The 24003-nt window shown below is 73.6% G+C and carries 16 protein-coding genes; 14 read left to right on the top strand and 2 right to left on the bottom strand.

Going from position 1 to position 24003, the window contains the following annotated elements; translation table 11 throughout:
• Positions 1-26: 26 nt before the first annotated feature.
• Both trpB and trpA read left to right on the top strand, forming a co-directional pair.
• Positions 27-1265: a tryptophan synthase subunit beta gene (gene trpB, locus O7614_RS24130; RefSeq protein ID WP_278140741.1), complete on the top strand. Its 1239-nt coding sequence runs from the start codon at positions 27-29 to the stop codon at positions 1263-1265.
• Between the two features lies 1 nt (position 1266).
• A complete protein-coding gene (gene trpA, locus O7614_RS24125; protein ID WP_278140740.1) occupies positions 1267-2070 on the top strand; it encodes a tryptophan synthase subunit alpha in 804 nt (267 codons plus the stop codon).
• A gap of 154 nt (positions 2071-2224) precedes the next feature.
• Here trpA and O7614_RS24120 read toward each other — a convergent pair whose 3' ends face one another.
• Positions 2225-2764 carry an NUDIX hydrolase gene (locus tag O7614_RS24120; RefSeq protein WP_278140739.1) on the bottom strand — a complete coding sequence of 180 codons (540 nt, stop codon included), beginning with the start codon at positions 2762-2764 and terminating at the stop codon, positions 2225-2227.
• Positions 2765-2866: 102 nt separating this feature from the next.
• Between O7614_RS24120 and lgt the strand changes: the two genes are divergently transcribed.
• Both lgt and O7614_RS24110 read left to right on the top strand, forming a co-directional pair.
• Positions 2867-4078 (top strand): prolipoprotein diacylglyceryl transferase, encoded by a 1212-nt coding sequence (gene lgt, locus O7614_RS24115; RefSeq protein ID WP_278140738.1) that lies wholly within the window; start codon positions 2867-2869, stop codon positions 4076-4078.
• Between the two features lie 15 nt (positions 4079-4093).
• Entirely contained in the window at positions 4094-5281 is a 1188-nt protein-coding gene (locus tag O7614_RS24110; RefSeq protein WP_278140737.1) for an NAD(P)/FAD-dependent oxidoreductase, read from the top strand.
• A gap of 162 nt (positions 5282-5443) precedes the next feature.
• On the opposite strand, the gene O7614_RS24105 is transcribed toward O7614_RS24110, so the two are convergent.
• The gene (locus tag O7614_RS24105) at positions 5444-6289 is read right to left on the bottom strand and encodes a GNAT family N-acetyltransferase (RefSeq protein WP_278140736.1); all 846 of its coding nucleotides are present in this window, start codon (positions 6287-6289) and stop codon (positions 5444-5446) included.
• 144 nt (positions 6290-6433) lie between these two features.
• On the opposite strand from O7614_RS24105, the gene gltB reads away from it, so the two are divergent.
• From gltB to O7614_RS24055, 10 genes are all read left to right on the top strand, one after another.
• Positions 6434-11146, top strand: coding sequence for a glutamate synthase large subunit (gene gltB / locus O7614_RS24100; RefSeq protein ID WP_278140735.1), 4713 nt, complete (start codon positions 6434-6436; stop codon positions 11144-11146).
• A complete protein-coding gene (locus O7614_RS24095) occupies positions 11139-12674 on the top strand; it encodes a glutamate synthase subunit beta (RefSeq protein WP_278140734.1) in 1536 nt (511 codons plus the stop codon). The genes gltB and O7614_RS24095 overlap by 8 nt, the downstream gene beginning before the upstream one ends.
• A gap of 197 nt (positions 12675-12871) precedes the next feature.
• Entirely contained in the window at positions 12872-14263 is a 1392-nt protein-coding gene (locus O7614_RS24090; protein WP_278140733.1) for an MFS transporter, read from the top strand.
• Positions 14264-14332: 69 nt separating this feature from the next.
• Positions 14333-14848 (top strand): hypothetical protein, encoded by a 516-nt coding sequence (locus O7614_RS24085; protein ID WP_278140732.1) that lies wholly within the window; start codon positions 14333-14335, stop codon positions 14846-14848.
• A gap of 176 nt (positions 14849-15024) precedes the next feature.
• A complete protein-coding gene (locus O7614_RS24080) occupies positions 15025-15507 on the top strand; it encodes a MarR family transcriptional regulator (RefSeq protein ID WP_278140731.1) in 483 nt (160 codons plus the stop codon).
• A 4-nt stretch (positions 15508-15511) separates the two neighbouring features.
• Positions 15512-16270 carry an SDR family oxidoreductase gene (locus tag O7614_RS24075; RefSeq protein WP_278140730.1) on the top strand — a complete coding sequence of 253 codons (759 nt, stop codon included), beginning with the start codon at positions 15512-15514 and terminating at the stop codon, positions 16268-16270.
• Positions 16271-16280: 10 nt separating this feature from the next.
• Positions 16281-17558, top strand: a complete 1278-nt coding sequence (locus O7614_RS24070) for an FAD-binding oxidoreductase (protein ID WP_278140729.1) — start codon at positions 16281-16283, stop codon at positions 17556-17558.
• 162 nt (positions 17559-17720) lie between these two features.
• A complete protein-coding gene (locus O7614_RS24065; protein WP_278140728.1) occupies positions 17721-20417 on the top strand; it encodes a hypothetical protein in 2697 nt (898 codons plus the stop codon).
• 98 nt (positions 20418-20515) lie between these two features.
• The gene (locus tag O7614_RS24060; protein ID WP_278140727.1) at positions 20516-23044 is read left to right on the top strand and encodes an FtsK/SpoIIIE domain-containing protein; all 2529 of its coding nucleotides are present in this window, start codon (positions 20516-20518) and stop codon (positions 23042-23044) included.
• Complete coding sequence (locus O7614_RS24055) at positions 23041-23955, top strand: hypothetical protein (protein WP_278140726.1); 915 nt, start codon at positions 23041-23043, stop codon at positions 23953-23955. Before O7614_RS24060 ends, O7614_RS24055 begins: the two co-directional genes overlap by 4 nt.
• Positions 23956-24003 lie beyond the last annotated feature (48 nt).

Genomic DNA, 24003 nt, shown 5'->3' with positions numbered 1-24003 from the left:
GTGACGCCCCACCGAGAGGATTTCCGATGAGCGCCGACGCGCTGGCCCCGGTGGCCGGCCCGCAGCCCGACTCCGCCGGCCACTTCGGCCGCTTCGGCGGTCGGTTCGTTCCCGAGGCCCTGGTGGCCGCGTTGGACGAGCTGGACGGGGCGTGGCGCGCCGCGATGGCGGACGAGTCCTTCCGGGCCGAGTTCGGGGCGCTGCTGCGCGACTATGCCGGCACCCCCTCGCTGCTCTACGAGGCCCGACGGTTCTCCGCGAAGGTCGGCGCGCGGGTGCTGCTCAAGCGCGAGGACCTCAACCACACCGGGGCGCACAAGGTGCGCAACGTGCTCGGCCAGGCGCTGCTCACCAAGCGGATGGGCAAGACCCGGGTGATCGCGGAGACCGGTGCCGGTCAGCACGGTGTGGCCACCGCGACCGCCGCCGCCCTGTTCGACCTGGAGTGCGTGGTCTACATGGGCCAGGTCGACACCGAGCGGCAGGCGCTGAACGTGGCCCGGATGCGGATGCTCGGCGCCACCGTCGTGCCGGTGACCAACGGCTCGCGCACCCTCAAGGACGCGATGAACGAGGCGATGCGCGACTGGGTGGCCAACGTCGACGAGACGCACTACCTGATCGGCACCGCCGCCGGCCCGCACCCGTTCCCGGCGATGGTCCGCGACTTTGTCCGGGGCATCGGTGACGAGGCCCGCCAGCAGTGCCTCGACCTCACCGGGGCGCTGCCCGACGCGGTGACCGCCTGCGTCGGTGGCGGGTCCAACGCGTTGGGCATCTTCCACGCCTTCGTCGGCGACGACGACGTGCGGCTGTACGGCTTCGAGGCCGGCGGCGACGGGGTGGCCACCGGTCGGCACGCGGCCAGCATCACCGGTGGGTCCGCGGGCGTGCTGCACGGCACGCGCACGTACGTGCTCCAGGACGCCGACGGCCAGACGCTGGAGTCGCACTCGATCTCCGCAGGTCTGGACTACCCGGGCGTCGGCCCGGAGCACGCCTGGCTGCACGACACCGGCCGGGCGAACTACCTGCCGGTCACCGACGACGAGGCGATGGCCGCGTTCGAGCTGCTCTGCCGCACCGAGGGGATCATCCCGGCGATCGAGAGCTCCCACGCGCTCGCCGGCACCGTCGCGCTGGCCCCGAAGCTCGCCGCCGAACTTGGTCGGGAGCCCACCATCGTGGTCAACCTCTCCGGGCGGGGCGACAAGGACGTGCACACCGCCGGCGACTACTTCGGCATCCTCGACAAGGAGCGGTGAGATGAGCCGGATCGGGCTGGCCTTCGACAAGGCCCGCGCTGACGGTCGGGCACTGCTGGTCGGCTGCATGCCGGCTGGTTTCCCGAGCGTCGAGGGCAGCATCGCCGCGATGATCGCCATGGTCGAGGCCGGCGTCGACGTCATCGAGGTGGAGATCCCCTACTCCGACCCGGTGATGGACGGGCCGGTGATCCAGAAGGCCAGTGACATCGCCCTGGCCGGTGGCGTACGCACCGCCGACACCATGCGCGTCGTCGAGGCGGTGGCGGCCACCGGCGCCCCGGTGGTCACCATGACCTACTGGAACCCGGTCGAGCGGTACGGCGTGGACGTGTTCGCCCGTGACCTCGCCTCCGCCGGCGGCACCGGTCTGATCACCCCCGACCTGATCCCCGACGAGGCCGACGAGTGGCTCGCGGCCTCGGACGCGCACGGGCTGGACCGCACGTTCCTGGTCTCGCCGTCGTCCACCGACGCTCGGCTGGCGATGACCGTGGAGCACTGCCGTGGCTTCGTCTACGCGACCGCCGTCATGGGTGTGACCGGTGCCCGGGCCAGCACGTCGGACGCGGCTCCGACGTTGGTCTCCCGGGTCCGGGCGGTCACCGACCTGCCGGTCGGGGTCGGTCTGGGCGTGGGCACCGGTGCGCAGGCCGGCACGGTCGCCGGTTACGCCGACGGCGTGATCGTCGGCAGCGCCCTGGTCCGGTGCCTGCTCGACGCGCCCACCGAGGCCGACGGGTTGGCCGCGCTGCGTACCCTCAGCGCCGAGCTCGCCGAGGGCGTCCGCAACCCCACCCGCTGAGCCCGGGGTCCGCTAGCTCCCGGCGCTCGTGCCGGCGCGGTGGCCGGCCGGGCCGCGCAGCGCGCGGGGTATGTACATCGCCCCACCGAATGTGGCCTGGCGGCGGCGAGGGTGTCCGCGGCCACGCGGCGGATCTCGGGACGGTTGCGGCGTGTCAGGGGCGCAGGGAGGGGTTCGCGACCTCGCCGCGTTGCTCCGGTGGCTGCCCTGCTGCCGGCAGTGGCGCGGGGGCGACGGTGCCGGGCGGGCAGGGAACATCCTGGAGTACGCCGGAGCGGCCGGCGCGAGCGTCGGTGACGGCGGCCCGGGTGAGAGGCGTGACCGTCCCGGGCAGCGCGTCGGGGGAGTGCCAGGACAACCGGCAGCCCGGCGGTGGGTCGGCGGCGGGTCGGACCCCGGCCGCGCGGGCCCGGAACACGTGCACGAGGACGTCCGGCTGCGGCCCGACGCGGCCGGCCGCAGCCTCGCCTGGAGAGCGGGTGAGGTGGTAGACGCCCACCAGGTCGACCAGCTCGATCTCCCAGCCGGTCTCCGCCCGGATGTCCCGCAGCGCCGCCCGCACCGGGCTCTCCGCCGGACGTAGTCGCCCACCTGGCAGCGCGTAGCGGCGCTCACCCCGACCCTGCTGACAGAGCAGCACCCGGCCGGTGTCGTCGTTGACGACCGCGGCGACCGCCCAGGTGAGCGCGCTCATGGACAAAGAGCGTACGGGGGCGCAAACCAGAAGTCACCGAGTTGCCCACTCTGGCGGCCCGGGGTGCCGCTGTGGGGGTGTGCAGCGGTAGCGTGTGCACCCGTGACCCTCGCCTCGCTGTCCCCCCAGGCGGCCCTGCCCAGCCCCAGCACCGCGGTCTGGCAGCTCGGGCCGGTGCCGATCCGGGCCTACGCGCTCTGCATCATCGCCGGCATCGTGCTGGCCTGCTGGGTGACGGAGCGCCGGCTGCGGCAGCGCGGCGTCGCGCCCGGCGCGGTGCTCGACATCGCGGTCTGGGCGGTGCCCGCGGGCATCATCGGCGCTCGGATCTACCACGTGATCACCTCGCCGGAGAAATACTTCGGTGCCGGTGGTGAGCCGATGAAGGCGTTCGCCATCTGGGAGGGTGGTCTCGGCATCTGGGGCGCCGTCGCCGGTGGCGCGGTCGGGGCCTGGATCGCGGCCCGGCAGCTGGGTATCCCGTTCGGGGTGGTGGCCGACGCGCTGGCGCCCGGGCTGCCGCTGGCCCAGGCGGTCGGCCGGCTCGGCAACTGGTTCAACAACGAGCTGTTCGGCGCCCGGACCACGCTGCCCTGGGGCCTGGAGATCCACCGGATGGATCCGGACAATCCGGGGCACGCGCTGCGCGACGACGCCGGGCAGCCGATCCTCGAACCGGGCCTGTACCAGCCGACCTTCCTCTACGAGCTGCTGTGGAACCTCGGCGTCGTGGCCCTGGTCCTCCTCCTCGACCGCCGGCTCAAGCTGGGCCGGGGCCGGGCCTTCGCGCTCTACGTGATGGGCTACACCGCCGGCCGGTTCTGGATCGAGCTGATGCGCACCGACGAGGCCAACCAGATCCTCGGTGTCCGGCTCAACGTCTGGACGGCCGCCCTGGTCTTCCTCGGCGGGTTGATCTACTTCGTCCGGGTGCGCGGCCCGCAGGAGTTCCTGATCCCGCTCGGCGCTACGGCGACGCCGACCCCGCCCCCCGCGTCCGACCTGTCCCAGGTGGACCTCTCCGAGCGGGAGACCCCCACGCGGGCCGCCGCGCCGGAGGGCTACCGAGTGGTCAGCGAGGAGCAGTACGCCGCCTGGCAGGAGACCGGCGTCGTGCCGCCGGAGCCCGCCAGCGACGAGGCGGCCGGCCCGGACGCCGGCGAGCCTCGCACCGACGAGTCGGCCGCCGACAGCCCGTCCAGCGACGACGACCAGGCGGACGAGCCGTCAGCCGACCGGGCCGACGTCATGGGCACCCGCTCCGCTGACCGGGCTGACGCTGCGGGCGCACGCCCCGCCGACCGGGACAGCTGAGCGGGGGCGACACCGATGCGAAGCGCGGTGGTGGTCGGCGCCGGGGTCGGCGGCCTCGCGGTGGCCGGCGCGCTGGCGCGCTCCGGCTGGACGGTCACCCTGATGGAGCGCGCCGAACGGGTCCGCCCCGAGCCGACCGCCGTGGTGCTCTGGCCCAACGGCGTACGCGCGCTGCAAGCCCTCGGCCTCGGCGCGGGCCTGGCTGCCATCGCCACCCCGCTGCCCGACGGTGGGGTCCGCCGCCCGGACGGGCACTGGCTCGTGCAGCCCCGGCCCGTCCCCGCCGACCGGATGCCGGTGGTGGTGCACCGCGAGGACCTACACGACGCGTTGATCGCCGGTCTCGGTGAGCGGGTCGACCTGCGGACCGGTGTCACCGTGCGCCACGTCCGGGTCGAGCCGGGCGAGCGGCCTGCGGTCAGCGACGGGCGACAGACCATCGAGGTCGACCTGGTGGTCGCCGCCGACGGCACCGACAGCGGCATCCGCCGCCAACTCGCCCCCGAGTCCCGGGTGGTCAGCTCCGGATGTGCCGCCTGGCGGGCCGTCATCCCCTGGTACAAGGCGCCTCGGCTACCCGACGACCAGCCGCTGGCCGGTGAGATCCTTGGCGCGGGCTACCGGTTCGTGGCCGCGTCGTTGGGCGAGCGCGGCTCGTCGGGTGGCTCCACCCGGGGCGGCATCTACTGGGTGGCAACCGCTGCCGGCGCACCGCGCCCCGAACCGCCGGAGACGCAACTCGCCCTGCTGCGCCGCTGGTACGCGGGCTGGCCCGACCCGATCGGCGCGCTGCTCGACGCCACCGACCCCTCCGACCTGGTCCAGCAGGAGGTCCGCGAGCTGCGACCGCTGCCCCGCGCGTACGGCTTTCCGGCCGGGCCGGGCGGGGTGGTGCTGCTCGGCGATGCGGCGCACGCCATGCCACCGCACCTCGGGCAGGGCGCCTGCCTCGCGTTCGAGGACGCCGCCACGCTCGCCTCCCTGCTCCGCGAGGCTCGGCTGCCCGACGCCGTTCAGGCGTACGACCGGGTGCGCCGGCCACGCGCCGCCACTGTGGTGCGGCAGACCCGGCGGATGTCCGCGGTGCTCCAGGCCCGCGGCCGGTTGGCGCTGCGCGCCCGCGACGCCGCACTCGGCACGATCAACTCCCGACTGCTCTCCAGCGCCGCCACCTCCGCCGCCCAGTGGCGTCCCCCCACCTAACCCACCCCCCATACCCCCCACACCCCCCACCCCCACCGCGTCGATCATGGACTTGTGGTGGTGGTCGAAGCGTGACAAAACCGCCCTAACCCGGCACCACGACTCCATGATCGACGCGATGGGGGCGGGGCGGGGCGGGGAGGGGCGGGGTGGGGAGGGGGGTTAGGGGATCAGGGCTGCGGGTTCGGCGATGCAGGCGGTGCCGATGCGGCGGAAGCCGACCCGCAGGTAGACCCGGGCGATCTCCTCGCTGCCTGCGGAGAGGAAGACCAGGTCGGTGCCGGCCGCGAGCAGTTCCCGGGCCAGGGTGGCGGTGAGCGCGGCGCCCAGCCCACGTCGGCGGGCGGCCGGGAGGGTGGCCACTCCGGCGATCTCGGCGACGTCGCCGACCCGCATGGCCATGCCGCTGGCCAGCGCACCGTCGGCGGGCGTACCGGCCAGCGCGGAAATCCGTCGGCCGTCGGCGATCCGGGTGCGCTCCTCGTCGAGCGCGGCGAGTTCGAGTTCGGTGACGGCGGCGTCCCGCTCGGCCGGGCCGGCCTCCCCGGGCGCGGTGCCGGCGGCGGCGAACGACACGGCTGCCACGGCGCGCCGGGCGGCGACGTCGGCGGCGAAGCCGGGGGAGTCGGCGGCCAGCACGCGTACCGCCACGTCGGACAGCGTCGCCGGGTCGGGCAGCGCCGTCGGGTCGAGCACCATCAGCGGTGCCTCCAGCACGTGCAGACCTGCCGAGCGGGCGACCGCCAGCAGTTCGGGGCTCGTCTCGTGCACCCACTCGAAGGCTTCCGGCAGGCCCAGCTTCCGTTGCCGCTCGCGCACCGAGGCCACGTCGGCCAGCGACGGCGGTTCGGCGGCGTCGAGCCGGGGACGGGCGTAGAACGGCCAACCGTTGCCGTCGCGGACGAACAACACCAGCCCGCCATGTTCCTCCGCACCGGCGACGTCGCGGGGCACCGCGTCGTAGAAACGTTCCAACCGGTCGAAGACGTGCTTGTTGAGCGGATCCACCGCGCGAGACTACACGTCCCAGCCAGTGGACGGTGTGATCAATCTCAGGTGGCCGTGCGGCCGTCGCCCTAACGTAGACTCAATAGACCCACGGGCCGACGTCGTCCCCACCATGATCCAACCTGAGTGACGACAGGAGGCCCGGTGGCTCAGCCGTACGCGGACACAGCACAGCCGTACCCGCACAGCCCGCAGGCGTCCCCGACGCCCGACCCCCGCCCGCCCGCCCAGGGCCTCTACGACCCGGCGCAGGAGCACGACGCCTGCGGAGTGGCCTTCGTAGCGGACCTGCACGGCCGGCGTTCGCACGCGGTCGTCGCGAACGGGCTCGGTGCCCTGTGTCGACTGGACCATCGCGGCGCCCGGGGCGCGGAGCCGAACACCGGCGACGGCGCGGGCATCATGATCCAGGTGCCCGACGCGTTCCTGCGCGCGGTGGCCGACGTCGCGCTTCCCCCGGCCGGCGAGTACGCGACGGGGCTGGTCTTCCTCCCCGACGACGACACCGCCGAGGCCCGTGCCCGGCGGGTGGTCGAGAAGTACGCGCTGGTCGAGGGCGCTGACCTGCTCGGCTGGCGGGACGTGCCGATCGACCCCAGCGAGCTTGGCGAGACTGCCCTGGCGGCGATGCCCCGGATCCGACAGGTCTTCCTGGCTGCCCGCCGCCTCACCGACGCCCCCGAGGGGCCGGCCGGTTCCCCGCTGCACGGCATCGAACTGGACCGGGTGGCGTTCAGCCTGCGCAAGCAGGCCGAACGGGAGACCGCCGAGCGGGGCGTGCCGGCGTACTTCCCGTCGTTGTCCAGCCGCACCATGGTCTACAAGGGAATGCTCACCCCCGACCAGTTGCCGGCGTTCTACCCGGACCTGCGTGACGAGCGGATCGACAGCGCGATCGCGTTGGTGCACTCGCGCTTCTCCACCAACACGTTCCCCTCCTGGCCGCTGGCGCACCCGTACCGGTTCATCGCCCACAACGGCGAGATCAACACGATCCGCGGCAACCGCAACTGGATGCAGGCCCGGGAGGCGTTGCTGCGCTCGCCGAACGTGCCGGGCAACATCCGTCGGGTCTTCCCGGTCTGCACGCCCGGCGCCTCCGACTCGGCGAACTTCGACGAGGTCCTGGAGCTGCTGCACCTGGCGGGGCGGAGCCTGCCGCACGCGGTGCTCATGATGATCCCGGAGGCGTGGGAGAACGACCCGGGCATGGAGCCGGCCAAGCGCGCCTTCTACCGCTTCCACGCCAGCCTCATGGAGCCGTGGGACGGCCCCGCGTCGGTGGCGTTCACCGACGGCGAGATCGTCGGCGCGGTGCTGGACCGCAACGGGCTGCGTCCCGGGCGCTGGTGGCAGACCGACGACGGGCTCGTCGTGCTCGGTTCCGAGGCGGGCGTGCTCGACCTCGACCCGGCCCACGTGGTCGCGAAGGGGCGACTCCAGCCGGGCAAGATGTTCCTGGTCGACACCGTCGCCGGTCGGATCGTGCACGACGAGGAGATCAAGTCCGAGCTGGCCGCCGCCCAGCCGTACGGCGAGTGGCTGCACGCCGGGCTGATCGAGTTGGGCGACCTCCCGGCCCGCGAGCACACCGTCTACACCCACGACTCGGTGCGCCGCCGGCAGCAGACCTTCGGCTACACCGAGGAGGAGCTGAAGATCCTGCTCGCGCCGATGGCGCGTACCGGCGTCGAGCCGCTCGGTTCGATGGGTACGGACACCCCGATCTCGCCGCTGTCCACCCGGCCGCGCCTGCTCTACGACTACTTCCACCAGCTCTTCGCCCAGGTCACCAACCCGCCGCTGGACGCCATCCGCGAGGAGCTGGTGACCAGCCTGGCGTCGACCATCGGGCCGGAGGGCAACCTGCTCGACCCGAGTGCGGCGAGCTGCCGGCAGATCGTGCTGCCGCACCCGATCCTCGACAACGACGAGCTGGCGAAGATCCTCTCCATCGACGAGGACGGTGACCTGCCCGGCTTCAAGGCGGTCCGGGTGTCCGGGCTGTACCGCATCCGGGAGGGCGCCGCCGGGATCAAGGCGCGGCTGACCGAGATCTGCCGGCACGTCTCCGAGGCGATCGAGGACGGCGTCCGGATCCTGGTGCTCTCCGACCGGGACTCCAACGCCGACCTGGCACCGATCCCGTCGCTGCTGCTCACCGCCGCGGTGCACCAGCACCTGGTGCGCGAGCAGACCCGCACCCAGGCGGCGTTGATCGTCGAGTCCGGCGACTGCCGGGAGGTGCACCACGCGGCCGTCCTGATCGGGTACGGCGCGGCGGCGATCAACCCGTACCTGGCGTTCGAGTCGGTGGAGGACATGATCTCCACGGGCTCGCTCGTCGGGGTGGAACCCGCCGCCGCGGTGCGCAACTACGCGAAGGCGCTCGGCAAGGGCGTCCTGAAGATCATGTCGAAGATGGGCATCTCGACGGTCTCGTCGTACTGCGGGGCGCAGGTCTTCGAGGCGGTCGGCCTGGACAGCCGGCTGGTCGAGCGTTACTTCCGGGGCACCCCCAGCCGCATCGGTGGGGTGGGTCTCGCTGGCGTACACGCCGAGGTGGCCGCCCGGCACGCGCTGGCCTGGCCCCCGGCCGGCACCGCCGACTCCGACCGCTTGGAGGTCGGTGGCGAATACCAGTGGCGTCGCGAGGGTGAGCTGCACCTGTTCAACCCGGAGACGGTCTTCCTGTTGCAGCACGCCACCCGGAGCCGGCAGTACGACGTCTTCCGCGAGTACACCGCGAAGGTCGACGCGCTCGCCACGCAGGCGGGTTCGCTGCGCGGGTTGTTCACCCTGCGCACCGGGCTCCGTCCGGCGGTGCCGATCGAGGAGGTCGAGCCGGCCACCGAGATCGTCAAGCGGTTCGCCACCGGCGCCATGTCGTACGGGTCGATCTCGGCCGAGGCACACGAGACGCTGGCCATCGCGATGAACCGTCTCGGCGGAAAGTCCAACACCGGTGAGGGCGGCGAGGACGTCGAGCGCCTGCACGACCCGGCCCGCCGCTCGGCGGTCAAGCAGATCGCCAGCGGGCGCTTCGGTGTGACCAGCGAATACCTGGTCAACGCCGACGACCTCCAGATCAAGATGGCCCAGGGCGCGAAGCCGGGCGAGGGTGGTCAACTGCCCGGCAACAAGGTCTGGCCGTGGATCGCCCGCACCCGGCACGCCACCCCCGGGGTGGGTCTGATCTCCCCGCCGCCGCACCACGACATCTACTCCATCGAGGACCTCGCCCAGTTGGTCCACGACCTGAAGTGCGTCAACCCGGCGGCCCGGGTGCACGTCAAGCTGGTCAGCGAGGTCGGCGTCGGCACCGTCGCCGCCGGGGTGGCGAAGCTCAAGGCGGACGTCATCCTGATCTCCGGCCACGACGGCGGCACCGGCGCGTCCCCGATGAACTCGCTCAAGCACGCCGGCACGCCGTGGGAGCTGGGGCTGGCCGAGGCGCAGCAGACGCTGTTGCTCAACAAGCTGCGCGACCGGGTCACCGTGCAGGTCGACGGTCAACTCAAGACCGGCCGGGACGTACTGGTCGCGGCGCTGCTCGGCGCGGAGGAGTTCGGCTTCGCGACCGCGCCGCTGATCGTCGCCGGCTGCGTGATGATGCGGGTCTGCCATCTGGACACCTGCCCGGTCGGCATCGCCACCCAGAATCCGGTCCTGCGGGAGCGGTTCACCGGCACCCCGGAGTTCGTGGAGAACTTCTTCCTCTTCCTCGCCGAGGAGGTCCGGGGATACCTGGCCGAGCTGGGTCTGCGGTCGATCGAGGAGGCGATCGGGCAGTCCGAGCTGCTCGACGTGGCCCCGGCCCTGACGCACTGGAAGGCGCACGGGTTGGACCTGGCGCCCGTCCTGCACCTGCCGGAGCTGCCCGCCGGGGCGGCCCGACGCGGGGTGCGCGCCCAGGACCACGGTCTGGACCAGGCCCTGGACAACGAGCTGATCGCGCTGGCCCGTCCGGCGCTGTCCGACGGGGCCCCGGTGCGCGTCGAGGTGGCGGTGCGCAACGAGCACCGCAGCGTCGGCGCGATGCTCGGCGGGGAGGTCACCCGTCGCTTCGGCGGTGCCGGCCTTCCGGACGACACCATCGAGTTCGTGCTGCACGGCACGGCCGGGCAGTCGTTCGGTGCGTTCCTGCCGCGCGGGGTGACCCTGCGGCTGCACGGCGACGCCAACGACTACGTGGGCAAGGGCCTCTCCGGTGGGCGGGTCGTCGTCCGTCCGGACGCCGCCGCGCCGTTCCTCGACCCCGACGCCGGGCCGGGGCAGCGGGCCGAGGACCAGATCATCGCCGGCAACACCATCCTGTACGGGGCCACGGCGGGCGAGGTCTTCCTGCGCGGCCGGGTGGGGGAGCGGTTCGCGGTCCGCAACTCCGGCGCGGTCGCCGTGGTCGAGGGCGTCGGCGACCACGGTTGCGAGTACATGACCGGCGGCACCGTCGTGGTGCTCGGTGCGACCGGCCGTAACTTCGCGGCGGGCATGTCCGGCGGCACGGCGTACGTGCACCACCTGGACGTTGCGCGGGTCAACACCGAGCTGGTGGACCTGGCGCCGCTGGGCGAGCAGGAGCAGGCGCTGCTGCACGAACTGGTCCAGCGGCATGTGGCCGAGACCGGGTCGGCGGTGGCCGAGGAGCTGCTCAAGCGCTGGCCGGAGGCGGTGGCCGAGTTCACCGCAGTGGTGCCCCGCGACTACCGCCGGGTGCTGGAGATCATGCGGGCCGCCGAAGCCGCCGGCCGCGACGTCGACGACGCGGTCATGGAAGAACTGACCGCACCCGCTGTGCCGGCGATGCCGGTGCCGCCCGCCCCGCGGGTGGCCGCCCAGGAGGTGGCACGTGCCTGACCCGAACGGTTTCCTGCGCTACGACCGGCGACTGCCGGCCCGCCGTCCGGTGTCGGTGCGGATCAGCGACTGGCGTGAGGTCTACCCGCCGGCCGGCGAGGAGCTGGTCCGTGAGCAGGCCACCCGATGCATGGACTGCGGCATCCCGTTCTGTCACGACGGCTGCCCGCTGGGCAACCGCATCCCGGACTGGAACGACCTGGTGCGTACCGGCAACTGGGACGCCGCGGTGGAATCGCTGCACGCCACCAACAACTTCCCGGAGTTCACCGGCCGGCTCTGTCCGGCGCCCTGCGAGGCCGCCTGCGTGCTCGGCATCTCCGGTGGTCAGCCGGTGACCATCAAGCAGGTCGAGGTGGAGATCGCCGACGCCGCCGCAGCGCGCGGGTTCACCCCCCGTCCGGTGCCGGCGCCGTCCGGCCGGTCGGTCGCCGTCGTCGGCTCCGGCCCCGCCGGCCTCGCCGCCGCCCAGCAGTTGGCCCGCGCCGGTCACGCGGTGACGGTGTACGAGCGGGACGACGCGATCGGCGGTCTGCTCCGGTACGGCATCCCCGACTTCAAGCTGGAGAAGCGGCACATCGACGCTAGGTTGGCCCAGCTCGTCGCCGAGGGGGTGCGCTTCCGCACCGGTGTCAACGTCGGGGTGGACGTCACCGCCGAGCAGTTGCGCGCCGAACACGACGCGGTGCTGTTGGCCTGCGGCGCGTTGCAGGGCCGGGACACTCCGGAGACCCCGGGACGGGCGCTTCGGGGCGTACACCAGGCGATGGCGCACCTGGTCGCGGCGAATCGCGCGGTCGCCACCGCGACCACCGACCAGGCCGGCGTCGTGCCCACCGGCGAGCGCCGGTTGGCGCGGGCGGTGTTGCCGGACGGCACTCCGATCGACGCGGCCGGCAAGCACGTGGTGATCATCGGCGGCGGTGACACCGCGGCGGACTGTCTCGGCGTCGCACACCGGCAGGGCGCCGCGGGCGTGCACCAGCTCGACCTGTACCCGCAGCCGCCGCAGGAGCGCGACGAGGCACGGGACCCGTGGCCGACCTGGCCGTGGGTGCTGCGCAGCTACCCGGCGCACGAGGAGGGCGGCGAGCGGGTCTTCGCGGTGGCGGTGCAGGAGTTCGTGGACGACGGCACCGGCCAGGTGCGGGCGGTGCGCATCGCCGAGGTGACAGTGGAGAAGCGCGACGGCCGGCGGGTCGTCACGGTGGTGCCGGGCTCGGAGCGGGAGCTGCCGGCCGATCTGGTGCTGCTGGCGATCGGGTTCGAGGGCACCGAGCAGCAGCCGTTGCTGGCCCAGTTCGGCGTGGCCCGCAACCCTCGGGGCGCGGTGGACGCCCGCGACGACTGGCAGACCGACGTCGACGGGGTGTTCGTCGCCGGCGACATGCACCGGGGCGCCTCGTTGATCGTCTGGGCCATCGCCGAGGGGCGTGCGGCGGCCGCCGCCATCCACGCGTACCTCGGCGGCGCCGGCACGTTGCCGGCCCCGGTCGGCCCGGCGGCGCAGGCTCTCGCCGCTCGCTGAGGCTCGGGGCGCTTCATCAGGCTGGTCGATGGAGGTCCGGCGGGTGGGCGGTTTCCTGCCCACCCGCCGGGACCTTCCCGCTGGTGAAGCCGCTCACAAACGTGGGCGAAGAGGTTTAAGCCGGCAAGACTTGTCGGCTGCCGAACCGCGCCGCGATCCGGCCTGAAGATCACGCCGCCGATCGCTGGAGGTTCGTCGTGGCCACGGGTGCCACCTTCGCCGCGCTGCGCCATCGCAACTACCGGATCTGGGCGCTCGCCGGGTTCGTCTCCGTCATCGGCACCTGGATGCAGGTTCTCGGGGTCAACTGGTACGTCCTGAAGCAGACCGGCTCGGCGACGTCCATGGGCTTCGCCGTGCTGCTCCAGGCGGCACCCACCCTGCTGCTCAGCGTCTGGGGAGGCGTGCTGGCCGACCGTCTGCCGGCCCGCCCGTTGCTGATCACCGCCCAGGTGGCCCACGCGGCGCTCGCCGCCGGGCTGGGCGCGGTCGCCCTGACCGGCTTCGGCGGCCTACCGCTGATCTTCGCGATCTCCCTGGCCACCGGTGCCGTCTCGGCCGTCGAGGGCCCGGTGATGGGGCGCTGGGCCTCCACCCTCGTCGACCGGGAGACCCTCGGCAACGCCCTGGCACTCGGTTCGCTCTCCAATTCCGCCGGCCGCATCCTCGGTATGAGCCTCGGTGCCATCGTGGTGGCCGCCGTCGGCCCCGCCCTGCTGTTCGGCATCAACGCGGCGAGCTTCGCCGCCGTGGTGGTGGCACTGTTCGCCGTCCGTCCGGGGGCCGTGGCCGGTCTGGCGGTGACGGCCGCCGGCGCGACCCGCAGTGGGGTCCGGGCCGGGTTCGCCTACCTGCGCGGGCAGCCGGTGCTGCTCCTCGCGCTCGCCCTGTCGTTCGTGCTCGGCAGTTTGGGCCGCAACTACCAGGTGACGATGGCGGCGATGAGCGACGGCCCGCTGGACGCCGGCGCCTCCGGCTACGGCGTCCTGTCGACCGTCTTCGCGATCGGAACGGTGCTCGGTGCCCTCGTGGCGGCCCGCCGACGTTCCCTGGGTTACCGGACGCTCGTCGTCGCCGGCCTGCTCGCCAGCGGCCTGCAGATCGTCGCCGGCCTCGCCCCGGGCACCGTCAGCTTCGCGGCGGTGATCCTCCCGATCGCCGCCGCCGCGGTGGTCATCGACACCACCGTCGGCACCCGCGCCCAACTCGACACCGACGCCGCGATGCGGGGCCGGGTGCTCGCCGCGCTGGCGGTCACCGGCTCTGTCTCCGCCGCCGTCGGCGCACCGCTGCTCGGCTGGCTCGCCGAGTACGCCGGGCCGCGACAGACGCTCGTCCTCGCCGGAACCGCAGCGACGATCGCCACGGTCGCGGCGGCGGTCGCCCTGGACCGCCAGCACGCCCGCGCGGTGACCGTCGCGCTGGTCGTCCCGCAGCCGCGCCATCCGGTACGACGGGTGGCGTTCCGAGCCGCCCGCATCGTCCGCCCCGCCGGCGCGGTCTGTGTGATCGCGCCCGCCGACGGCGTTCGATCGGGCTCGATCCGGCTCCCGGAGTTGGCCACGGCCGGCTCGGTGACGCGCCGCTGAGACAGCGGTCACCCCGGGCGGCCCCCGCGCGGGACCTGATGGCACGAAGATCATCGTTACGCTGCGGTCATGGACATCGAGGAGCGGCTACGACGGACCCGTCGGTGGCTGTGGATCGTGCTGATCGGGCTCTTCCTGAGCGGTGCCACCGCGTTTCCGCTGGAGATCGAGGTGCGCTGGCTGCTGCGCGCGCTGGACCCGCTCGCCGGCCAACTGCCCGCCCTTGTCTCCTGGATCGAGCGGGTGCACACCGGGCTCGTCACGGCCGGCGAGGACTACCCGTTCCTGCTCTACGGCACCGACTGGCTGGCTTTCGCCCACCTGGTGCTGGCGGTCGCGTTCTGGGGGCCGCTGCGCGACCCGGTACGCAACGTCTGGGTGGTGCAGGTCGGCATGATCGCCTGCGCGGGCATCGTCCCGCTGGCGCTGATCTGCGGGCCGATCCGCGACATCCCCTGGTTCTGGACGCTCATCGACCTGTCCTTCGCGGTCGGGGCGTTCCCGCCGCTCTGGTTCGCCTACCGGCACATCCGCGCGGTCGAGGCGAGCCGTGTCGAGGCGACGGGCGCTCCGGCAGTCGGGTGATCGGTCACTCGCGGTGACCGTCGGGCGGGTGGGCGGTACCTCGGCTGCTGCTGAACCCGTCTCCGCATCCTCGCCCACCCGATACGGTACGGGGTAATTCACCCCAGAAGGGGCATAGCCCGGCTGTCATGAGGCCGACTTTGCTGACGCGTCAGCAACGCGCTAATGTTCCTGACATGTCAGCAAAGTCGTCAGCGCAGCAGCGTCGGGTGTGGCAGACCTTCGTCCTGCTCAGCGAGGTGGTGCGTCGCGAGGTCGGCCGCGACCTGGCCGACAGCTCCGGGCTGTCTGAGGCCGATTTCACCGTCCTGGCCGAGCTGGCGCACGCGCCCGAGGGCAGCATGCGCTCCACTCGGTGCGCCCGTGCCCTCGACTGGGAAACCGGCCGCCTGTCGCACCAACTCCGCCGGCTCGAACAGCGCGGTCTGATCGAGCGCTCCCGCGGCGACGCTGGGGACGGTCGCTCCGCGGTGATCACCCTGACCGACGCCGGGCGCCACGCCTACCGCAGCGCGCTGGGACCACACCTGCGCTCGGCGCAGCACTGGTTCCTCGACGGCATCACCCCGGAACGCCTCGACGAATTCGACACGACTCTCACCGCCCTGCTGAAGCACGCGCAACAGCGAGCCGGGCAGCGCGGTACGGCAAAGGAGTAGCGATATGACCAGCAACGGCAACGCGCCCGCCTGGGCTCGCCCGGAAACCGACCTGACCGGCTCGACGGTGCTCGTCGTCGGCGGCGCCGGTGGTGTCGGCGAGGGCGTCACGCGGGCCCTGCTCGACACCGGCGCCACCGTCATCGCCACCGGTCGCGGCCGGCCCAAGCTCGATGACCTGGCGTCCCGCGTGGCCTCGCCGCGCCTGGTCACCACCACCCTCGACCTGCTCGACCCGGGCCTGCCCGAGTCGGTCGCGGCGCTGGTCCGCGAGCGCGGCCCGCTCACCGGCGCGATCGTGAGCGTCGCGGACTGGGGTGAGCAGGGCCGCAAGCGGCTCATCGACCTCACCGACGAGGAGTGGGAGGCGCTGATAGCGCAGAACCAGACGACGATCTTCCGGGCGTACCGGTCGCTGATCCCCGCCCTCGCGCCGGACGGCGCCATCGTCCAGCTCAACGGGCTCAGTGCCGATCTGCCCTTCCCCGGCGCGGGTGGGGTGGCCCTGACCGCGGCGGCCACGAAGTCGATGACCCGCACCATCGCCGAGGAACTGCGCGGCGACGGCCCGCGCGTCTACGAGGTCGTCCTGGGCGTCATCCGCACCCGGGCCCGGCAGCTCGCCGGCATCGACGACCCGAGGTGGATCCCCGCCACCGACGTCGGCGTGCACGTAGCCGAACTGGTCGCGGGCACCAGCCCACTCGCCGACTCCGTTCTGCACTACCTCGTCGAGCGCACCGAGGGCCCCCGAGCCGCGTGAGGAGCACCCAATGATCGAGATCGTTCGCCCCGGCGACCCGGGCTACCGGGATCTCCGGGACGTCTACACGGCCGCCGGCGCCCCCGCCCAGGTGCTGCGCCCCGGCGACGCCGACGAGGTGGCCGAGGCGCTCGCGCAGGCGGTTGCCGCAGGTGGTGACCTGGCGGTGCGCAGCGGCGGGCACGGCATCAGCAGCATCGCCACCAACGTCGGCGGCAGCGTCATAGACCTCGGTCGGCTGGCGAGCGTCGAGCCGATCGAAGATTCGGACGGACTGGTCCGGGTGGGCCCCGGCGCCCGGTGGGGTGACGTCGCCGCGACGCTGCGCCCGCACGGCCTGGTGATCGGCTCGGGCGACTCCGGCGACGTGGGCGTCGGCGGCCTCGCCACCACCGGCGGCATCGGCCTGTTCGGGCGGGCACACGGGCTCACCATCGACAACCTGGTCGCCGCCGACATCGTCACGGCCGACGGCCGGATCCGTACCGTTGACGCCGAACGGGAGCCGGACCTGTTCTGGGCGCTGCGTGGAGCAGGCGCCAACGTGGGCATCGCGACATCGTTCGTGTTCCGTGCCCACCGTGTCCCGGCCGTCGTCCACGCCACGCTGCAGTACCGGATCGGCAGGCCGGAGGCGTTCCTGCGCGCGTGGGGCGAGACGGTCGAGGCCGCGCCGAGGGACATCTCCGCGTTTCTCTATCTGATGAGCAGCGACGTGGCGCTGGCCACCATCGTGTACGCCCGCGACGAGGTGGCCGCGGCAACCGCGGCGATCGAACCGTTCCTCCGCCTCGCGCCGCGCCTCGGCCAGCACGCGACGGTCGTGCCGTACGCCGCCGTCGTGGGTGCGAGCCACGCGCCCCACCGCGGGCAACAGTCGGCGCGTACGCACAGCGGCCTGGCCGTGCACCTCGACGACGACGTCACCACTGCTCTCGGCGGCCTCATCCGTTCGGGCTTCGGGCAGTTGCTCCAGATCCGATCGGCCGGCGGCGCGATCAACGACGTGGCCGGGGACGCGACCGCCTACGCCCACCGCCACCAGAACTTCTCGATCACCGCGGTCGCCGACGGCCGCCAGGGCGCCTTCGACGAGGCGTGGGACCGCGTACGCCCCGCGCTCGACGGTCTCTACCTGAGCTTCGAGTCGACGTTCTCGCCCGAGCTGCTCGTCGATGCCTTCCCCGAGCCGACGCTGCGCCGCCTGCGCGAGATCAAGCAGCGCGTCGACCCCGGCAACGTTTTCCACCAGAACTTTCCGCTGTGCGACCCCCTCACGGCGAGGTAGCCGCCGAAGCACCGGAAAGGATGCCGGAAACCTGGCCGGGGCAACCGGGGTCGGTTCCGCTCAGCCGACGGTGACGCCGCCGGCCCGCAACGCCGCCGATCGGCATCGATGGCTGGTGCCGCTTGCCCCGCAAGGTCACACTGTGTGGATCGGAGGTGACGCGTGCGGCGGTCCGAGGTACCCAAGCGAGAGTTGATCGGCCAGCGGCAGGCCGCGGGCGGTCGGGACCGGTTGCCGGCCGGCGGGCCGGAGTTCTTCGCGCTGCTCGCTCGCGTGCTGCGGCGACCCCGTCGTGGCGACCGCCGGCTGCCGCTGCTCTGGCTGGTCCGCTCGGACACGTCGGACCTGATGGTGCCGCTACGCCGATTCCTCGGTCAGGGCCCCCGGCGACGGGTGCCGCACGCCGTGGTGGACGCCGACGCACCCCCGGGTGCCGGGGACCTGTCGGCGTTGCTGCGCGAGCTGCACCGGCAGCTCTCCCTGGAGGCGTTCGGCGCCGCCCGGCTGCGCTTCCGGCACTACCCGCTCGCCGACTGGCTGATGCACCAGAGCCTCACCTTCGGCGTGGACGCCGACGACAGCCGCGCGGCCCTGGTACGCCGACTGCGTGACCGTCGAGGTCCGCGTGCTCCCGAGGCGCTGCCCAGCGGCGGTGACGCGGTCAGCATCGTCTCGCAGGTGCTGCTCTGGCTGGTCCGCCGCGCGGTGCCGGGGGTGGTCTTCCGGGCCGCCGTCTCCGGCCGGGTGCCGGTGCTCGGGCGGCACTACACCTGGTTCATGCGCCAGCAGTACCTCGCGCCCCGGCAGTCGGTCACGTTCCTCGGCTTCGCCGAGCGCCTCACCGCCGGGTGGCGGGACGGCGAGCAACCCGACCAGGTCAACAAGCTGCTGCTGCACGCGTTCCTGGAGGACCTGCGGCAGGCGTACCGGCGTCGGCCGTGGCGCCCGTCGGACTGGCGGCGCACCGCGTACCCGGTGCTGCTGATCGACCACGTCGCGCCCGGCAACGTCGGCGGCGAACTGGTGCGCCTGGTCGGGGACGTCCGTACCGAGACCGGCCGCAACGACCCGCTGCTCATCGTCGTCTCCGGCGGGCAACCGCCGCCGGAGCTGCCCGAGCCGCACCCGCTGACCGAGGCCGACGAGGCGTACGACGAGTGGGCCGAGGCGCTGCCGGAGATGCGGCGGCTGCGCCGCCAGGCCGCCTGGCTCGTGGCGTTGCGCCCCGACGACACCGACACCGGCCCGCCGTCGCGGGGCGGCGTCCGGCCGTTCTCCGCGCCCGATCCGCCCTGGTGGTCGCGGCGTTTCCTGCCGGCGGCGCTCTGCCTGGTGCTGGTGGCGGCGCTGGGTGTGTGGGCGGGCAGCCGGTGGGGGCCGGGTTGCCACCCGTCGCTGACCGGCGGCCGGGTGTCGGTCGAATTGGTCGCCCGCGGCGAATGTGTCGGCTACAGCGACAGCGCCGCGCAGGTGTTCAACAACGACCCCGGCCAGGACGGGCTGCGGACCATCCAGCGGCGGATCTTCGCGCAGAACCGCGCCGCCGAGGAGGTCTGGCAGCGCAGCGACCGACGCCGACCCTTCCTGACCCTGGTCTACCTGGGCACGCTGACCGGCAACCTGACCCGCGCCGACGAGGAGTCCTACGTCTCCGAGCGCGAGGAGCTCGAAGGCATGGCCACCGCCCAGTACGCGTTGCTGAAGGAGTCGGCCGGCGCCAACGGCGCGGCGCTGCTGCGGATCGTGGTGGCCAACGGCGGCCGGCAGATGATCTACGCGGACCGGGCCGTGGCGATGCTCGCCGAGCTGGCCGCTGACGACCCCACCGTGGTCGGGGTGGTCGGTCTGGTGGAGAGTCGGACGAGCACCGCCCGAGCGCTGCGCGAGTTGAACCGGGTCGGGCTGCCGGTGCTGGCGCCCACGCTCTCCGCCGATCGGATGGACGCGAACTCCCGCCTCTACCTGCAGATCTCCGCGCCCAACGCCGACCAGGTGGAGATGGTCGACGCGTACGCCCAACAGGTGCTGAAGGTCGACGAGGCGCACGTCTACTACACGACGCTGGAGGGCAGCACGCTCACCGAGGACCTGTACGTGGGTACGCTCGTCGACGGGCTCCGGCAACGGTTCGGTCCCCGGATGACGCGCCTCGAAAAGTGGAGCACCGGTGCCCGGCTGATCGACGAGTGCGGCTACCCCGGCCTGCTCTTCTACGCGGGCCGCTGGACGGAGTTCCACGGTTTCCTGCGGGCGTTGCGCGAGTGCGGCGGCAACCCGCCCCGGCACCTCGTCGCCGACGACTCGGTCAACCGCTACATGGCCAATCCCGGGCTGCGCGTCGCAGCCCCCAGCAACCTGCCCGTCACGTACGTCTCCAAGGCGGCCCTGGCCACCTGCGCCGCGTTGAAGGCCGCCCAGGACCGACGGGACGACGCGCGGGCCAGTTTCCTGGCCTGGATCCAGGCCGACGACCTGCTCGACCCGCCACGCTGCCGACCGGGCTCCGAGCACCAGGTCGGCGAGCGGGTCAGCCTCGCCTACGACGCGGCGATGATGATGATCCGCGCGGTGGAGAGCCTCGCCGCCCGGCTGCACCACGCCGACCCGCGCCAACGGTGGGAGCCGACGTCGGTCAACCCGGTCGCCGTGCACGCGGAGGTGCTCCGGCAGAACGCCGGCCAGGGGTACCCGGGGGTGGCCGGGCTGATCCGGTTCACCCCCGACTCGGGGGAGCCGGTCGACAAGCGGCTGGCCCTGCTGCGGGTGGAGCAGGTGCCGGACGTGGTGACGGCGCCGGTGGAGGTGTTCCGCTGCGGGTTGGCCGACACCGCCGACCCGGTGCCGTGCGGGCCCACCTGACAGACCCGGCGTGACACGTCGTGGCAGGACTGTCCGGGTGCCACCGGTGTCCGTTAGGGTTCCTGGGACCAGGCGGCCGTCGGCGTTGGGGGCAGAGGGTGGGCAGGCTCGCGTCGGCGTACGGGCAGGCGGTCAACTCCCACCGGGCGGCCCGGGCACACCTGGACAACGCCCGCAACGCGCTCGGCACGGCGACCGCCGCCGCCCCGGCCGGGGGCGACGACCTGGTGACCCGACTCGCCCGTCTCGGCGGTGCCCTCGCCACTCCCGATCCGGGCGTCACGCCGCTGACCAAGGAGCCGACAGCGGTGCGGATCGGCGCGGCGTCCACCCCGGACGGTGAGTTCCCGGTGCTGGTACCACTCGGCGGCGGTCACCACCTGGCCGTCGACACCGACGCCCGGGACCCGCTGGTCGCCGGGCTGCTGCGGGCGTTGGTGCTGCGGCTGGTCGCCACCGCGCCGCCCGGTCAGGTCCGGGTCGCCGGCATCGACACGGCCGCGCTGGGCGCCACCTTCGGCCCGTTGCGCCCCCTGCTCGACGCCGGGGTGCTCGACCCGCCGGCCACCGGTGAGGCGGAGGTGACCGCGCTGCTCGATGCCGCCGAGCAGCACGCCCGGGCCGCGCAGCACGGTCAGCCCACCGCCCGGCACCTCCTGGTGGTGGTCGCCACCGCCGCGCCACCGCCGCGCGAGCTGGCCCGGCTCGCCGCTCTCACTCACGCCGGCCCGGCCGCCGCCGTCTGCGTCCTGCTCACCGGCCACCCGTCCCGGCTGCCCGGCGAGACCGCGCCGCCGCTGGGCGGCACCACGGCGATCCGGCTCGACCAGGGGTACGCGCACGTCGGCGACCCGCCCGGCGTCCCGTTCAGCGCCGACGGCAGCGGGCTCGCCGCACCCGTGTTGCTCGACGGCGACCCGCCGCCCGCCTCGGTACGCGCGCTCGCCGAACACCTCGGCGCCGCCACCCGACGCGCCGACGCGCTGCCGTTCACCGACCTGCTGCCCGAGCGGCGCTGGGCCGAGTCCGCCGGCAACGGTCTGCGGACGGTGATCGGCCGGGTCGGCACCTCCCCGCTGACGCTCGCCTTCGACGACGCCACCCCACACTGGCTGGTCGGCGGGCGCACCGGCGCGGGCAAGACCGTCTTCCTCCTCGACGTCCTCTACGGGCTGGCCGCCCGCTACTCGCCGGCCGAGTTGCAGCTCTACCTGCTCGACTTCAAGGAGGGCGTGAGCTTCACCGAGTTCGTGCCCACCGGCCGAGACCCGTCCTGGCTGCCGCACGCCCGAGCCGTCGGCATCGAGTCCGACCGCGAGTACGGCCTCGCCGTGCTGCGCGAGCTGCGCCGGGAGGCGCAACGCCGGGCCGGCGCGCTCAAGCGGCACGGTGTCACCAAGCTCGCCGACCTGCCCCGGGACAATCCGCTGCCCCGCATCGTGGCGGTCGTCGACGAGTTCCACGTGCTGCTGGCCGGCAACGACGCGTTGGCCCGCGAATCCGTGGACCTGCTGGAGGAGCTGGCCCGCAAGGGCCGCTCGTACGGCATCCACCTGGTGCTGGCCAGCCAGAGCATGACCGGCATCGAGGCCCTCTACGGTCGGGCCGAGGCGATCTTCGGACAGTTCGCGTTGCGGGTGGCGTTGCCCGGTGGCGGCGGGGTGCTCGACCCGCTCAACGACTCCGCCGCGGCGCTGCCGATCGGCTCCGCGGTGGTCAACACCGCCGCCGGCGCGGTCGGCGCCGACACCGTGCTGCGCTTCCCCGACGCGCACGCCGCCGCGGCGGACCTCGCCGCGTTGCGCCACGAGCTGTGGCAGGCCCGCCCGCCGGGCTCGCGGGCACCGGCGGTCTTCAAGGGGTACGAGGCCGCGCGGGTCGAGAACGACCCGACCTTCGCCGGGCTGCGTCCCGGTGGCCGCCGTCCGATGGCCCTGGTCGGCCGGACCGTCGACGTGCACGGCACCACCGCACTGTTCCTGATGGACTCCACGCCCGGCCGGCACCTCGCCGTGGTGGGCACCGCACCGACCGGCGCGGATGTGCTGCGCGCCGCGACGGTGAGCCTGGCCCGCCAACACGCTCCCGGCGACGCCCGGTTCCAGGTGGCCTCCCTGGTCACCGCCGCCGAGCCGGTCGCCGACGACACCGAGGCGGTCCTGCGCGCGGCCGGTCACCCGGTGCACCGCCTCGACGCGGCCGGACTGCGCGACCGGATCGCCGCCCTGGCGGCCGAGCCCGACGGTCGCGAGTACCTGGTGGTGTTCGGCATGGACGCCGCCGCGTCGGTTCTCGGTGCCACCGACCCGGGCACGTTCCGCTCCGGCCTGGACGATCTGCGCGCGCTGCTGCGACAGGGCCCCGCGCAGGGGGTACACCTGCTGGGCTGGTGGCGCGGGTTGCGCCGGCTCGCCGACGACCTGGGCGGCACCCAGAACCGCGACGACGTCGCGTGCCTGGTCGCCCTCAACGTGCCCGGGACCGAGTTGGCCCTGCACCTCGGGACGCACGACCTGGCCTACACGCCCCGCCCCGACCGGGCGCTGCTGATCGACCGGCACGACCAGCGCACCCGGCTGATCGTCCCGTTCGCCGGCGACGGGCACGAACCGGACGGGGAGCGGTGACAGTGTCCTTCGAGGAGTACGCGGCGCTCGCCCGACAACTGTCCGAGCAGCGCCGCGCCGGTGAACAGCACGCTGCCACCGAGGCGGCGCGTCGCCGTGACCTGCACGCCGCCGTCGACTACCTGGAGCAGCGGCTGACCGCCCAGGGGCACCGCCTCGACCAGCTCGGCCGCGCGATCGGCATCGACCAACCGCCACCCGGCCCACCCCCGGGGCGTCCGGCCGAGACCCCCGACTGGTCGGGCCCACCGTCCGGCTCCGGGGCCGGTGCTGGTCCGGTCACCGCTGCCGGGCCGGGCCTTTCCTCCGCTGCCGGGTCCGGCCCTTCCACCGCACCCGGAACGGGGGACGGGGGATCCGACGGCGCAGCCGGCGCGCCGGGGCGGGCGGGGGTCGGGGCGTACCCCGAGTTGCCGGCGGGGGAGGCGCGGCTGGCGTTGCCGACGGCGGTGAGCCCGGCGGGCGCCGGGGTGCCGGCGCAGCGCGCGGCGGCGGTCGACCCGACGGTCGAGCTGGAGTTGGCCCGGCGGATGGCCGACGAGGCCGACCGGCACGGGCAGCAGGCAGAGCTGCTGGCCCAGCGGCCGGCGCTCCTGCCGACATGGTCGCCGCTGGCTCGGGCGGTCGCGGTCTACGCCGGGTGCGGCGTCGCGGCCGGGGTGCTCGTGCTGGCCCTGGTGCTCGCCTCCGGGGTGGGCCTGGTCGACGGGTTCACCCTCGGCGCGTGGATCTGCGCGGGGTTGCCGGCGGTGGCGTTCTTCGGCGGGTACCTGGTGCTGGGCCGGTGGGGGCGGCCCGCGATGGTCGCCGGCACCCCGCCGCGTTACCTGCCGCTCGGGTTCCTGATCTGTTTCCTGGTGGTGCCGATGGCCTACTGCGCCTACCTGCTGCTGGTGCGCGGCCTGCGCTGATCGGCGCAATCCGGCAACGCCGGTTTCGGCGTTGGTTCGTCGCGGAAG

The organism is Micromonospora sp. WMMD961 (assembly GCF_029626145.1).
Classification (GTDB): domain Bacteria; phylum Actinomycetota; class Actinomycetes; order Mycobacteriales; family Micromonosporaceae; genus Micromonospora.
This window is presented reverse-complemented; position numbering and strand designations above follow the sequence as displayed.